We start from the raw sequence: 14032 nt of genomic DNA on the forward strand, positions 1-14032 counted from the left end.
CGACCCGCCGTCGGTCCCAGTCCCCCGGCGGGTCGGCGCAAAGCCTTGACCCGCCCTACAAGTCAGAATTCCACGGAGATCACCCGGCCGTCGTTGCGGCGGCCGAGCCACTTCGTCACGGCCGGGTCGCCGGTCTCCCGGAAGAACCGGATCGACCCGTCGCAGAACCCGAAGTACGCCCCGCCGGTGTGCCGGCTGCCGAACGCCTGCGGGGCCGTCCCGTTGATCTTCGCCGAGTTGTCGTCCAGGTGCCACATCACGTCGCTGATCCGGACGCCGCCCTGGTATAGCCCGGTGTGCCCGGCCCAGATGGCCGCCCACTTGTTCACCCCCGGCCGGTCGTCGAACACGCACTCGCCGACGGCCACCGTGTTCGACGTGCCGTCGGGGATCATCTGGAACGTCACCTTGCTGTTCTGCCACAGGACGCCGTTGCGGTCCTCGTTCACGTAGAAGAAGCCCGACGAGTCGGTCCCGCACACGGCCCGGTAGTTCGACAGCGCGAACGACCCGTCGGCCGGGAGGAGGCGGAACGGGTTCAGGTCCGGGGCCGGGTCCGACGGGCAGCGGAACACGCCGAGCTTCGTCTGCGTCAGCGGCGTCGGCTTCGCCGCCAGGTTCGTCGCCGGGGCGAACAGCAGGTTCTCCGGCTGGAGCTGCTTGTACAGCCCGTCCTGCTCGACGAACGGGAGCAGTAGCGCCCCCCAGCCCCAGCCGGGGTAGTACTGGCCGTTCCGCGTGGCCGTGTTCGCGAACGCCGGCGGGTAGTGCCCGCGGACGCCGGCGTAGTTGTGCATCCCCAGGGTGAGTTGCTTCAGGTTGTTGCCGCACTTGATCCGGGCGGCGGCCTCCCGGACCTTCTGCACGGCCGGGAGGAGTAGGCCGATGAGAATGGCGATGATGGCGATGACGACCAGCAGTTCGATCAGCGTGAAGGCGGGGCGGTGGACGGACGGCGCGCGAGTCATGCGAGTCCCCAATCCGAGACGGGTACGGGCGACCGGGACCGGCCGGGAGAGACGAGTGCGAGTCGAAGGCCGGCGAAAAGATGAGAGGTAGTGGGAGAAGATTAAACGACTCTCACGAATCGTGTCAACAAAAAAATCGGCGGCCGGGGTCCACGGAACCCCGGCCGCCGATCCGATTCCGGGCGGGCGGTCAGCCGACGTAGGCCCCGCCGACGAAGTTCGGCTCGAACGCGTAGAACGCGTCGAGGTCTTGCAGCGTCGCCGCGTCGATGACGCGGACCCGCGCCCCGCCGCCGGGGCCGGGCGTCGCGACCAACTCCGCCCGGCCGTCGCCGTTCACGTCCTGGGCCGCCACCCGGACGCCGCCGCGGAACGTGGCCTCGAACGCGAACGTGTTCACCACGGCCGCGCCGGTCTTGCCGTCGAAGATTTGCGCCCGCGGGCCGCCGCCGACCTCCGCGCCGACGCCGATGTCCGGCGTGCCGTCGCCGTTGAAGTCGCCGGCGGTGATGTTCACGCCGCCGGTGAAGCTGGCCTCGAACGGGGCGAAGTCGCGGAGCGTCTGGGACACGTTCGTGCCGTCGAACACCCGGACCCGCGTGGGGACGCCCTTGCCGGTCGTCGCCACGATGTCGGCCCGGCCGTCGCCGTTGAAGTCGGCCGCCGCCACCCGCGTCCCGCCCCGCTGCGTGGAATCGAACGCGAAGAAGTTGTTGAGGACCGACCCGTCCTTGCCGCTGAACGTCGTGACGCGCGGGCCGCCGCCGACCTCCGCCCCGACGATCACGTCGCCGAACCCGTCGGCGTTCACGTCGCCGACGGTCACGAACGTGCCGCCGCGGAACGTCGATTCAAACGCGAAGAAGTCCATGACCGGGTTGCCGGTCGCGCCGTCGTACACCCGCGTCCGCGGGCCGCCGCCGACGCCGGTGGTGGTGACGATGTCGGCGATGCCGTCGCCGGTCACGTCGCCCTGCGCCACCCGGACGCCGCCGGTGAACGTCGATTCATACGGTTGGAGGCGGAACTTTTCGCCGCCGCTCGCGTAGTCGAATACACGGACCTGCGGGGACAGCCCTGCGCCCGCGGACACGATCACGTAGGCCGAGCCGGCGGCCGCGTTGCCGACGCCGAACGCCGGGGACAGCGGGACCGTCGGGCTGTTCGGCGTGCCCGGCGGCCAGCTCGACGCCGGCGTCGTCGCGCCGTTCGAGCCGCCGGAGGAGCCGAGGAACTGCCGCTTCGTCGGGTCGAGGACCGAGATGAGGCCGAAGTTCAGCGACCCGCGGACGACGGCCGGGATCGTCGTCACGTTCGAGAACTGGTTGTTCGTGACCGCCGGGGCCGGCGTCGCGCGGTCGTCGATCTGCTCGCACCCGTCCGCGTACAGGGCGGCCGCCTCCGCCGGCAGGTCGCCGCGGGTGACGGTGTACACGCCCGGCGGCAGCACCGGGAACAGGTAGCGGCCCCGCGCGTCGGTGCGGACCGTCAGCCCGCCGGGCACGTCCGCGGCCGTCAGCGGCCGGGCGAACGGCGTGCCGGCGAACGCCGTCCCGCTAATCGTGACCGGCACGTTCGCCACGGTGATCTCGCTGCCGCGGTCGTACTGGCAGTTCAGGTTCGCGTCCACCCACACGTACCCGGACACCTGCGTCGGCTGGTACTCGCCGAAGTTGTAGTTCTGCCCGTCGTCGTTCGCCGCGAGCGTCACCTGCAACGTGTCGTTGGCCGGCGACGTGCCGCCGAGGCTGCCCGGCGTGTCGAGGCCGTCCAAGAGGCCGGCCGGTTGGCTTTCGACAATCGTGTACGTCCCCGGCAGCAATCCGGTGAACTGGTAGAACCCGTTGTTGTCCGTCTTCGTCGTGCCGACCTGGACGCCGGCGTTGTCGAACAGCGTCACCGTCACCGCGCCGATGGGGGTGTCCCCGTTCGGCGACGTGCCGCGGACGAACTGGCCGTCCAGGTTCGGGTCGCGGTAGACGAACCCGGACACCTTCGCCGACGGCGGGGCGACGAGGCCGAAGTCGCCGTTGACGAAATTGTTGCCGTTCGTGTTCCCCTCGATGCTCGGCGCGCCGCCGAGCAACAGCGTCACGCCCGCCTGGATGACGCTCCCGACCTGCGTGCCGACGTTCTGGTTGCCGGCGTTCGCCGTCGGGTCCACCGTCACCGGCGTCAGCGTGAACCCGGCCGGCGGCGTCACCTGCACCGTGTACGTGCCCGGCGTGAGGTTCGTGAACTGGTACTTGCCGTCCGTGCCGGTCGTCACCGTGCCGACGACCGTGCCGGTCCCGTCGGTCAGCTGCACCGGCACGTTCGGCAGCAGCTTCTCGCCGGCGTCGAGCGTGCCGTTCTTGTTCGCGTCCGCGAACACCGTGTCGCCGAACGTCAGCGGCTGGAACAGGCCGAAGTCCTGCCGGAGGTTGTCGAGGCCGTCCGGGTTCGTCGCGCCGGCCGTCAGCGTCACGTTCGCGCTGATCGTGGTGCCGGTGGCCGTGCCGTGGTCGGCATTGTCGGTCGCGTCCGTCAGGCCCGGCTCGGTCGGCCCGGTCGGGCTGCCGTTCTTGCCGGTGCTGGTGGAAAACCCGGCCGGCGGCGTCACCCGCACCGTGTACGTCCCCGGCGTCAGGTTCGGGAACAGGTAGTTCCCGTTCGCGCCCGTCGTGGTGCTGCCGAGGACGGACGTGCCCTGGACCAGCTGCACCGCCACGCCGGCCTTCCCGACCTCGCCGGCGTCCTTCGACCCGTTGTTGTTCGCGTCGATGAACACGAAGTTCCCGATCGCCTGCGGGCGGAAGAACCCGAAGTCCTGCCGGAGGTTCGCGGTACCACCCTCGTCGGGGTTCGGCGTCACCGCCGGGTTGGTGAGCGTGACGGCGCTCGTCGCCTTGTTCGCCGCGACCGGGTCGATGAGGCCGTGGTCGGTGTCGTCCGGCGTCCGCACGCCGTCGCTGTTGCGGAACCCGGCCGGCGCGAGGGCCAGCACCGTGTACGTGCCTGGCGGCAGGTTGTCGAACCGGTAGTTCCCGGTCCCGTCCGTCGTCGTGGCGGTGATCGGGTTGCCGCCCGCGTCCAGCAGCGTCACCGTCGCGCCGGGGATGCCCGGCTCGCCGGCGTCGCGGACGCCGTTGTTGTTCGCGTCCTCGAACACGAGGTTGCCGAGGGCGAGCGCGATCGGCGAGTAGAGGCCGAAGTCCTGCCGCAGGTTGGCGAACCCGGCGCTGTCCGGGTTGCCGGCCGTTCCGGGGTCGGTGACCGTAATGAGTTCCGTCTGGACGAACCCGCCGGCCGCCGTGCCGCGGTCCACGCCGTCGGCCGTCTGGCCGGCGGACGGCTCGAACGGGCCGGGGGCGAACGGGCCGGGGCCGTTGCCGGTGCTGCTGACGAGGCCGGCCGGCGGCGCGATCCGCACGCGGTACTGGCCGGGCGTCACCGGGAACTGGTACAGCCCGTTGCCGTCGGTCGTCGTGGACGCGAGGACCGTCCCGGCGGAATCGAGCAGATCGACGGCCACGCCGCCGATGCCGGTCTCCCCGGCGAGCGGGTCGAACGCGCCGTTGTTGTTCGCGTCCCGCCAGATGAGGTTGCCGAGCAGCACCGGGCGGTACAGGCCGAAGTCCTGCGCCAGGTTCGCCGCGCCGCCCTCGTCCGGGTTGCCGGCCGGCAGCAGCGTCACGGTCGTGGCGATGAACCCGCCGGCCGTCGTGCCGTGGTCGGCGTTGTTCGCCGTGATGCCGGTCGCCGGCTCGAACGGCCCGGTCGCCTGCCCGTTCGCCCCGGTGCTGCTGGCGTACCCCTGGCCGGCCGGCGGCGTGATGCGGATCGTGTAGTTGCCGCTGACGAGGTTGTCGAACCGGTACAGCCCGTCGGCCAGCGTCGTCCGGCTGCCGATGACGGCGTTCGTCGCGTCGAGCAACTCGACGAGCACGCCGGCGACCGGCGTATCGGCCCCGTCGAAGACGCCGTTGTTCGCGCGGTCCTCGAAGACGAAGTCGCCGAGGGCGAGCGGCCGGAAGAACCCGAAGTCCTGCCGCAGGTTCGCGTCGTTCGGGTTAACGATCGTGTCCGGGTTCCCGGCCGCCCCCACGTCGCCGAGGGTGACGACGGCGTCCACGAACTTGCCGGCCGTGATCGTCGCGTTCAGCGTGCCGTGATCGACGTTGTTCGTCGTCGTCTGCGGGGCCGGCTCGAACGGGCCGCTCGCGCCGCCGTTCACGCCCGTGCTGGTCGTGAACCCGGCCGGCGTCGTGACGCGGACGGTGTACTGGCCGGGCGACAGGTTCGTGAACAGGTACGCGCCGTTCGCGTCCGTCGTCGTCGTGCCGGCCGTCTTGCCGAGCGCGTCGATGAGCTGCACGGCGACGTTCGCGAGCGGGGCCTCGCCGGCGTCGTGCGTGCCGTTGTTGTTCGCGTCCTCGAACACGAAGTTCCCGAGGGCGAGCGGGCGGAAGAACCCGAAGTCCACGGTCATGTTCGCGGCCGCGTCCGCCGTCCCCTGCGGGTTCGGCAGGCCGACGAGATCACCTTCGCCGGTCGGCAGCGTGGCGCCCGGCCCGACCACGGCGACGCCGCTGCGGACGAGGCCGCCGGCGACGGTCGTGCCGCTGTCATCGCTGTCGGTCGTCGTCGGCGCACCGATGAGCGTCGGGGCCGGCTCGAACGGGCCGGCGGCGCTGCCGTTCGTGCCGGTGCTCGACCGCGCGCCGGCGATGGCGTCCACCACGACGACGTAGCTGCCGGCCGACAGGTCGGCGGCGCTGGCCGCGCCGAGCAGGTCGTCGAACCGGTAGTACCCGCCGTTCGCGGTCGTCGTCGTGCGGAGGGCCGTCGCCCCGGCGAGCAGGTTCCCCGCCGCGTCGAAGTCCGTCGGCCGGTACAGCCTTACCGTCGCGCCGTCGATCCCCGGCGTGCCGCCGTCGGCCGCGTCGATGGTGCCGCTGTTGTTCTTGTCCAGCCAGACGCGGTTGCCGAGGCTGAACGTGCGGACGAGGCCGAAGTCCTGCCGCAGGTTCGCGAACCCGCCGCCGTCCGGGTTGCCGCTCGCGGCCAGCGTCACCGTGTTCGCGCGGATCACGTAGCCGGTGACGTTGTTGCCGCTGACGGCCTTGCCGTGGTCCACCTCGTTCGTGAGGCTGTTGCCGGGCGGGAGCGCGGACTCGAACGGGCCGTTCACGAGGTCCGCCCCGCCGCCGCTGGAACTGCGGAACCCGGCCGGCCCGACGACTTCCACGATGTAGTCGCCGGCGAGCAGCCCGGTGAACAGGTAGCCGCCGCCGGCGACCGTCTGCTGCGTGGCGAATACCGTGTTCGGGGCCGCCGCCTGATAGAGGTTGACCGTCACGCCCGCGATCCCGGCCTCGACGCCGGCGTCGAAGTCGCCGTCGTTGTTCGAGTCCTCCCACACGAAATCGCCGAGGGACACGCCGTCGATGAACCCGGCGTCGGAGGTGTGGACGCTGTTGCCGGCCGCGTTCCCGATCAGGTTCACGACCGACACGCCGCTCGTGCCGGTCAGGGCGAAGTCGGAGTTCCGCAGGTCGCCGTTGCCGTCCGTCGTCGTGCCGTCGCCGGTGTGCCCGGCGTTTACGGTCGTGAGGATCAGCCCGGTGAGCGGGACCTGTTGCGTGCCGGACACGTTCGGGATGACGACCTGGTACTTCGCGCCGTTCGCCAAGCCGGCGACGCCGTATTGCTCGCCGTCCGTGGTCGTGCCGGGGCCGTTGCTGAAGTAGTAGCTGCCGTCCGCCGCCGTCTTCGCCGTCGCCAGGAGGTTCCCGTTAATGTCCTGCAGCTGAACGATCACGTCCCGGATGCCCGGCTCGCCGGGGTCCTGGACGCCGTCCCGGTCGGTGTCGCGGAAGACGCGGTTGCCGATCTCGACCGGCGGGTCGTTCGCGATGGCGATCAGGTCGCCGAGGCCGTTCGCCTTGCCGAACGTCCCGTCCGGGTCGGTCGGCCCGGTCGCCCCCTCGTCCCGGCTGTAAATCTGGTAGGACTTCTCCAGCCCGCCGGCGTCGGCGTCGAACCACCGGATGCCGCCGGTGCGGAGGTCGCCGTTGTACAGCGGGTCGAAGTGCGCGTTGACGACGCTGCCGAACCCCGGCAGCTGCGTCACCCCGCCGAGGCTCGTGCCGCCGTGCCCGCCGCCGAGGCCGCCGTTGCCGTAGTCGTCCTCGCCGTAGAACTCGCCGCCGCCCGGCCCGAACCCGCTGCCCACGCCCGTGCCGGCCTGGGCGACGTTGTTCGGGTTCCGGCCGTTCGCCTCGATGTCGAACGTCCCGCCGTCGGCGAACGCCTTCAGCAGGTCCCCGGACGACACCCCCTCGACCCGCCCGGCCGGCGACCCGGCGAGCAGCGGCGGCCCGGCCTCCGGCCCGTTCGACTGCGCCCCGCGGCCGGTCTGGTCGCCGTTCCGGTCGCGGATGCTGATCGTCAGGTTCCCCTGCGTGTCGAACGCCAGCCCGCTGACGATCGGCTGCGGGTACTGCGACGCGTACAGCCCGCCGGCGAGGTTGTTCAACTGCACCCGGTTGTACGTCGGCGACCACGCCCGGAAGTCGTCCGACCCGGCGAAGCTGCTGCCGCGGGCGTAGCTCAGGTCGAACCCGTCGCCGCCGGCGTCGTTCACCAGCGACCCGCCGAAGGCGTTCGTCGCGGTGTCGAAGGCGTACACGTACCCGCGGAGGGTCGTCCGGTTCTGGTCGCTCTCCGCCGAATCGACGAGGCCGACGTACACGAGGCCGCCGCGGGCCTGCACCGCCCACGGCCGCACGTCGTTCGGGTCCGCCCCGGCCGGCGTCGGGACGGCGATCGACCGGACGTTCGCCGCGTCCGCCGCCCCGTTCGCCAGGACCGGGATGATGTACAGCCGCCGGTCGGCGAGGTTCATCACGTAAACGGTGCCGCCGTCGGCGCTCACGTCCAGCCCGCCGAGGGACGACTTGCCGACGGCGTTCCACCCGGCGTTCCCGGAGTCCGTGTCGTAGGCGTACCCGCCGCCGGTCCGGGCCGTGAAGAACGCGCCGAACCCGCCCTGCGTGTCCACCGCCGGCTGGAGCGCGTTCGTGGCCGCGTCCCGGACGCCGGTGAGGCCCTCCAGGTTGATCCACTGCGCCGCGGTCGTGACGGAATTCGGCGTGTCGGTCGCGGGGAGGGCGAACGTGTAGATCGCGCCGGTCCCGCCCGGCCCGAGGCCGCTGTGCCGCTTCGCGTACGCCGCCGCGTAGGCGGCCCGCTGTTGCCGGTTGAACCCGAGGCCCCACGTCGTCCCGACCTGCGACGCCGGGATGGAGACCGCGTGGTCGCTCAGGGCTTGCCGGTTCGCGGCGTCGCTGTTCGCCTGCTGCGTCGAGCCGGACGAGTACGGGAAGCTGATGATCGCCGATTCCGTGTTCCCGACGGCCGTGCCGAACGTGTACCGGGACGTGACGAGCAGCGGGTCGTTCTGGAAGTACGTCGCCGCCTGGACGAGGCCGAGGTTGACCGCCGCCGCGCCGTCCATGACGAACTGCGTCGTCGTGCCGTTCGCCGGGCCGTGCGGCCCGGCCGCGAACCCGGCGGCGGCCAAGCCGGTGAACTCGACGCGGTACTGCCCGGCCCCGGTGGGCACGGACCACGCCCCGGTCCCGGCGGCCGTCGTCGTCTGGCCGACCTGCGCCCCGGCCGCGTCGAACACGGTGACGGTGATGTTGCCGACGCCGGCGTCGGTCGCCGTGCTAATCGTCCCCGCCGCCCCCACGGCCGTGCCGCCGAGGTTGGCGAGCGTGCCGGGGGCGTCCAGCACGCCGTTCGCGTTGTAGTCCTGGAACGCGAACCCGCCGACGGCCGGCACCTCACGGGCTTCCAACGGCAGGGCGGCCAGCTTCGTCGGAGCGGGGCGGAGAAGGGAACGGCGCAGCAGCCCGCGCGCCCGGCGGGCGAAGAACGAGTTGGGCATTATGGGCGAACCTCAAGGGTGCCTATCAGGTGGCGTCGGGCCGCGCGGGTGCTTCACGTCCTGCGGCGGGAGACCGGCTGAAGGCATAGAGGAAATACTCTACCCGTCATCCGAGTAACCGCCACCGAAACCGTCCCCAAATTGCCGCCTTTACCCCGGTAGTGCCCGATTTCGCCACAGTCCGGGACCGGCCGGGTAAGGCGTGTCGAGAATTCAGGGTCGTTCGGTCCGCGAGTTTGATCCCAAAGAAACGACGGCCCGCAATCGCCGGGTGATTCTCATCTCCTATCGATCTTTCATTTTTGACTGCTTCAGCGACTTCACGAATGACGTGTGAAGTCGTCGGGAGGCCCGCGGACACATCCGTCGCAATTCGTTCAGTCGTCGAGGCGGGTAAAGGCGGGACGCCGCGCGCGACCGGCCGGGCCCGGACTTCCCCGACGAGCGCCGGGAACGCCTTGTTTTCTAGTAGATGTCCAAGATGCCGAAGATTCTACCCCCCCACCCCCTCCACGGCGGGACCGGGGCCGTCACGGTTATAACGAGCGCGACCAAAGTAGTAGGCACACTCCGTGTGCCGTCTGCTGGTGGCCGCAGTGACTCGGACGAACTCCCCGCGGCGGGAACGAAACGGCACACGGAGTGTGCCTACTACTCTGTGTCCGCCGCGACCCCGACGAACCCGCCGACACGCCGAGGAGACGGCACACGGGGTGTGCCTACTAATTTTTGTTGACAGTGTACAAACGTATCTTATCTTCCGGCATCCCGCACTCCGAGGGTTGCCGCCAATGGTCCCGCTGTTCCTTACCGCCCTGCTCGCCCAACCGCCGTCGCCGGCGATCAAACTGCCGGACGAGGTGAAGGCCGCGCCCGGCCGCATCGTCCGGCTGACCGCCGAGACGACCGGCCGGCACGTCCGCTGGCACCTCGCGGCCGACGACGCCGACCTCGTGCCGTTCCCGGACGGGGCCGCGGCCGTGTTCAGCAGCCCGAAGCCGGGGCGGTACACGGTCCTCGCCTGGACGGCCGCCGGGGACGTGCCGAGCGACGCCGCGAAGTGCGTCGTTGTGGTCGGCGACCCGCCCGGCCCCGCCCCGGCCGACCCGCTCGCCCGCGACCTGGGGAAGCTGTTCGCCGAGGACGCGACCGCCGACAAGCCCGCGCACGCGGCGCAGCTGGCGGCCCTGTACCGGGAGGCGGTCGCGTTCGCGGAGAAGGCGGACGTGGCGACGACCGGCGACCTCGCCGCCCGCATCCGGGCCGCGGCCGCCACGCTCGTCCCGGCGGACGCGCTCGTCGGCCTCCGCAAGCGGATCGCCGAGGAGGTCGCGAAGGAACTGTCCACCGACGGCGAGAAGCCGCTCGACGCCGCCACGCGAACGAAGGCGGCGAAACTCTTCGACCGCGTTGCCACCACCCTGGAGGGATTGAAATGACGAAGCGCATCGGGTTGTTTCTCGCCGGCGTCGTACTCGCCGGCCTCGGCATCTGGGTTTTCCCCTCGCCGCCGTCGAACGAACCGCGCACGTTCGGCTGGGTCGATGACCGCGATCAGGTTCGGGCGATCACCGGCACGATCCCGAACCCGCAGTTCCAAACCACGGAGGCATTCCAGAGCGAGTACGCCGGGCCGGACGACGTGTTCCTGTGGGACGCGGCCCGGCAGGTGCTCGGCGGCCTCATCCCGCCGCGGGACCAGGGGTCGGTCGGGTCGTGCGTGAGCTTCGGCACGGCCGCGGCCGTCGAGCACCTGATCTGCGTGCAGATCGCGAGCGGCGCGCGGGAGGAGTATCGCGACCTCGTTCAGGAAGTGATCTACGGCGGCTCCCGCGTGGAGGTCGGCGGCGGCCGGGTCCGCGGCGACGGGAGCGTCGGGGCGTGGGCGGCGAAGTTCGTCACCGACTACGGCGTCCTGCCCCGCGGCGTGTTCGGCCGGTTCGACTTGCGGACGTACAGCGTGGCCCGGTGTCGCGAGTTCGGCAACACCGGCGTGCCGGACGAGTTGGAGCCGGAGGCGCGGAAGCATCCGGTGAAGGCGGTGGCGAACGTGCGGAGTTGGGACGAGGCGCGGGCGGCGGTCCGCAACGGCTACCCGCTGATCGTGTGCAGCAGCCAGGGGTTCAACATGGCCCGCGACGCGGACGGGTTCTGCCAGCCGCGGGGCGTCTGGATGCACTGCATGGCGCTGGTCGGCGTGCGCGGGGGAAGTCGCCCCGGCGGGTTCCTGTTGAACTCGTGGGGCGCGTCCGCGCACGGCGGCCCCCGCGGCGTCGGCGACCCGTCGCCGGCCGGGTTCTGGGCGGACGCGGCCGTGCTGGACCGGATGTTGAAGCAGGGCGACAGTTGGGCGTTCAGCAACTTCCGCGGCTTCCCGGCGCGGAAGCTCGACTGGTACGCGAAGCAAACCATTGACGATTCACGGGTCGCCCGCCGGTGACCCACAGTATTTAGCCGCCGGCTTGCCGGCGGGCCTTCCTCCTACCCAAAACCCCGCCGGCAAGCCGGCGGCTATATCGGAACCTTCCCATGCGAACGATCATCACCCTGGTTCTGTTCCCCGCCCTCGCCGCCGGTGCGGGGCCGACGCCCGCCCAGAAGCTGCGGGCGAAGGCCGCCCTCGCGCTGGCGTTCGCGCCGCCGACCTACGCCGAGCAGCACGCGAAGGCGCTGAGGGAGGGCAAGCCGCTCGTCGTGTTCGTCGGCCGCCCGGCGACGCCCCTCGCCGGGTGCGTCTGCGTCGCGTGCGAATCGTTCCCGGACGCGGCGGCGGGGGCGGTCGTGATCGGCCGGCCGCACGGCGGCACGCTCCGCCGCCTCGACCTCCCCGGCCGCCCGACGGCGGACGCCGTCCGCCAAGCCCTCGCGACGGGCACGACCGGCTCGACGGAACTTCCCGGCCGGGAGGCGAATTGATTCCAGGGGCGGGGCGGTTCGCGGCGTCATTTCCCCGGCATCAGGCTCCGCTCGATGAACGTCGTGTCCACGGTCCCGTTGATGAACTCGGCCGTGCTCATGATCCGCTGGTGGATCGGGATCGTCGTCGCGATGCCCTCGACCGTGAACTCCCGCAGCGCCCGCCGCATCACCGCGATCGCCTCGTCCCGCGACGGCTGGTGGACGAGGAGCTTCGCCACCATGCTGTCGTAGTTCGGCGGGACGCGGTAGCCGGGGACGACGTGCGAGTCCAACCGCACGCCGGGGCCGCCCGGCGGCTGCCACGTCGTAATCGTCCCCGGCGACGGCCGGAAGTCCTTCGCCGGGTCCTCGGCGTTGATCCGGCACTCGATCGCGTGGCCGCGGGGGGAAATGTCCTTCTGCCGGTAGCGGAGCTTCTCCCCGGCCGCGACGCGGATCATCTCGCGGATGATGTCCACGCCGGTGATCAGTTCCGTGACCGGGTGTTCGACCTGCACGCGGGCGTTCACCTCGATGAAGTAGAAGTTGTTGTCCTTGTCCACCAGGAACTCGCACGTCCCGGCCGAGTAGTACCCGGCCGCCTTCGCCAGCCGCACGGCCGCGTCGCAGATGTTGTCCCGCACCTTCTCCGGCAGGTTCGGGGCCGGGGCCTCCTCGACGAGCTTCTGGTGGCGGCGCTGGAGGGAGCAGTCGCGCTCGTAGAGGTGGATGACGTTGCCGTGCCGGTCGCCGAGGAGTTGGACCTCGATGTGCCGCGGCTGGTCGAGGTACTTTTCGAGGAAGACGGACCCGTCCTTGAACGCCTGCTCGGCCTCCTGGCGGGCGGACTGGAGGCCGCTGAGGAGGGTGATGTCGTTGCGGGCGACCCGCATGCCGCGGCCGCCGCCGCCGGCGGACGCCTTGATGAGCACCGGGTAGCCGACGGCGTGCGCGAACTTCAGCGCCTCCTCGTCGGACGTGACGATCCCGTCCGAGCCGGGAACGGTCGGGACCTTCGCCTTCTTCGCCAGCTGCTTCGCCTTGTCCTTGTTGCCGACGGCGTCCATCGCCTCTTCCGGCGGGCCGATGAACTCGATCTTGCACTCCCGGCAGATGTGCGCGAACTTCGAGTTCTCGGACAGGAACCCGTAGCCGGGGTGGATGGCCTGGGCGTTGGCGATCTCGGCGGCGGCGATGATCCGGTCCACCTTCAGATAGGACTCCGGGGCCGGGCCGGGGCCGATGCAGATGGCCTGGTCGGCGAGTTTCAAGTACGGGGCGTCCTTGTCGGCCTCGCTGTAGACGCAGGCGACCTCGATGCCGAGGTCGCGGCAAGCGCGGATGACGCGGAGGGCGATCTCCCCCCGGTTGGCGACGAGAATGCGTTGGAACATGCTTCGCTCGAACTCGGAACTCGGAAGTGGGAGCGCGGAACTCGAAGCGACGTGGGTTTTCCGTTCCGCGTTCCGAGTTCCGCGATCCGCGCTAGGACAACTCGACGCGGAACAGGACCGTGCCGAAATCGACCGGCTGGCCGTTCTTGACGCACACCTCGGCGATCGTGCCGGAACAGTCGGCGGGCAGGTCGTTGAACAACTTCATCGCCTCGAGCTTGCAGACGACGGTATCCGGCTTCACCTTGCTGCCGACCTTCACGTAGTCGTCCTTGTCCGGGCCGGGCTTCGCGTAGAACGTGCCGACCATCGGCGACTTGATCTCGTGCAGGTTCGACTTCGCCGGCGGGGCGTGCGGTGATGTCGCCGGCGCGGCGGCGGCGGCCGGGGCGTGGGACGGCGCGACGGGGGCCGGGGCCGGCGCGGCCGCGGCCGTCACGATTCGCGCCCCGCGGCGGAGGCGGATGCGGTGCTCGCCCTCGTGCAGGTCGATCTCGCTCAGGTCCTGCTCGGCCATGAGCTTGACCAGGAATTCGACCGTCTTCGTGTCGAACGGGCGGTTCGCGCCGGGTTTGCTGTCGGACCCCACGGTGGGTTTCCTCCGTCCTGGGTAGACGACAAGGGCGGGCCGGTCGGCCCGCCCTCGGTTGGTTGACTACAGGATATGAAGGGACGGCAACGGCGGCGATTCTCGCCGCGGTGCGGGGCCGTTAAGCGACGCGAGTCGCTCTTATATAGCCGCCGGCTTGCCGGCGGGGTTTTTCGCCCCCCCCCACAACCCCCCCCCGCGCCCGCGGCGCGTTAAAGCGGGGACGCCGGGGCACCGGGGGCGGCGG

7 protein-coding genes are annotated in these 14032 nt (G+C 71.0%); 3 read left to right on the forward strand and 4 right to left on the reverse strand.

Annotated features, from left to right (window positions below; all coding sequences use genetic code 11):
• Positions 1-62: 62 nt before the first annotated feature.
• Together AC5JJ2_RS13730 and AC5JJ2_RS13735 are read right to left on the reverse strand one after the other, a co-directional pair.
• Complete coding sequence (locus AC5JJ2_RS13730) at positions 63-968, reverse strand: DUF1559 domain-containing protein (RefSeq protein ID WP_495858565.1); 906 nt, start codon at positions 966-968, stop codon at positions 63-65.
• Positions 969-1158: 190 nt separating this feature from the next.
• Complete coding sequence (locus AC5JJ2_RS13735; protein ID WP_495858566.1) at positions 1159-8904, reverse strand: SdrD B-like domain-containing protein; 7746 nt, start codon at positions 8902-8904, stop codon at positions 1159-1161.
• A 791-nt stretch (positions 8905-9695) separates the two neighbouring features.
• Between AC5JJ2_RS13735 and AC5JJ2_RS13740 the strand changes: the two genes are divergently transcribed.
• The 3 genes from AC5JJ2_RS13740 (at position 9696) to AC5JJ2_RS13750 (ending at position 11820) form a co-directional block, all read left to right on the forward strand.
• Positions 9696-10343, forward strand: coding sequence for a hypothetical protein (locus AC5JJ2_RS13740; protein ID WP_495858567.1), 648 nt, complete (start codon positions 9696-9698; stop codon positions 10341-10343).
• Positions 10340-11344, forward strand: coding sequence for a C1 family peptidase (locus AC5JJ2_RS13745; protein ID WP_495858568.1), 1005 nt, complete (start codon positions 10340-10342; stop codon positions 11342-11344). Before AC5JJ2_RS13740 ends, AC5JJ2_RS13745 begins: the two co-directional genes overlap by 4 nt.
• A gap of 89 nt (positions 11345-11433) precedes the next feature.
• Positions 11434-11820: a hypothetical protein gene (locus AC5JJ2_RS13750; protein ID WP_495858569.1), complete on the forward strand. Its 387-nt coding sequence runs from the start codon at positions 11434-11436 to the stop codon at positions 11818-11820.
• A gap of 26 nt (positions 11821-11846) precedes the next feature.
• On the opposite strand, the gene accC is transcribed toward AC5JJ2_RS13750, so the two are convergent.
• Positions 11847-13196: an acetyl-CoA carboxylase biotin carboxylase subunit gene (accC, locus tag AC5JJ2_RS13755; RefSeq protein ID WP_495858570.1), complete on the reverse strand. Its 1350-nt coding sequence runs from the start codon at positions 13194-13196 to the stop codon at positions 11847-11849.
• A 91-nt stretch (positions 13197-13287) separates the two neighbouring features.
• On the reverse strand, positions 13288-13785 hold the full coding sequence (gene accB, locus AC5JJ2_RS13760) for an acetyl-CoA carboxylase biotin carboxyl carrier protein (RefSeq protein WP_495858571.1): 498 nt from the start codon (positions 13783-13785) through the stop codon (positions 13288-13290).
• Between the last annotated feature and the right edge of the window lie 247 nt (positions 13786-14032).

The sequence above is a fragment of the Limnoglobus sp. genome (assembly GCF_059499385.1).

What these genes read in the sequence shown, in the direction of transcription:
- AC5JJ2_RS13730 (WP_495858565.1), bottom strand. Translation starts at nt 968, where the DNA reads ATGACTCGCGCGCCGTCCGTCCACCGCCCCGCCTTCACGCTGATCGAA.
- AC5JJ2_RS13735 (WP_495858566.1), bottom strand. Translation starts at nt 8,904, where the DNA reads ATGCCCAACTCGTTCTTCGCCCGCCGGGCGCGCGGGCTGCTGCGCCGT.
- AC5JJ2_RS13740 (WP_495858567.1), top strand. Translation starts at nt 9,696, where the DNA reads ATGGTCCCGCTGTTCCTTACCGCCCTGCTCGCCCAACCGCCGTCGCCG.
- AC5JJ2_RS13745 (WP_495858568.1), top strand. Translation starts at nt 10,340, where the DNA reads ATGACGAAGCGCATCGGGTTGTTTCTCGCCGGCGTCGTACTCGCCGGC.
- AC5JJ2_RS13750 (WP_495858569.1), top strand. Translation starts at nt 11,434, where the DNA reads ATGCGAACGATCATCACCCTGGTTCTGTTCCCCGCCCTCGCCGCCGGT.
- accC (WP_495858570.1), bottom strand. Translation starts at nt 13,196, where the DNA reads ATGTTCCAACGCATTCTCGTCGCCAACCGGGGGGAGATCGCCCTCCGC.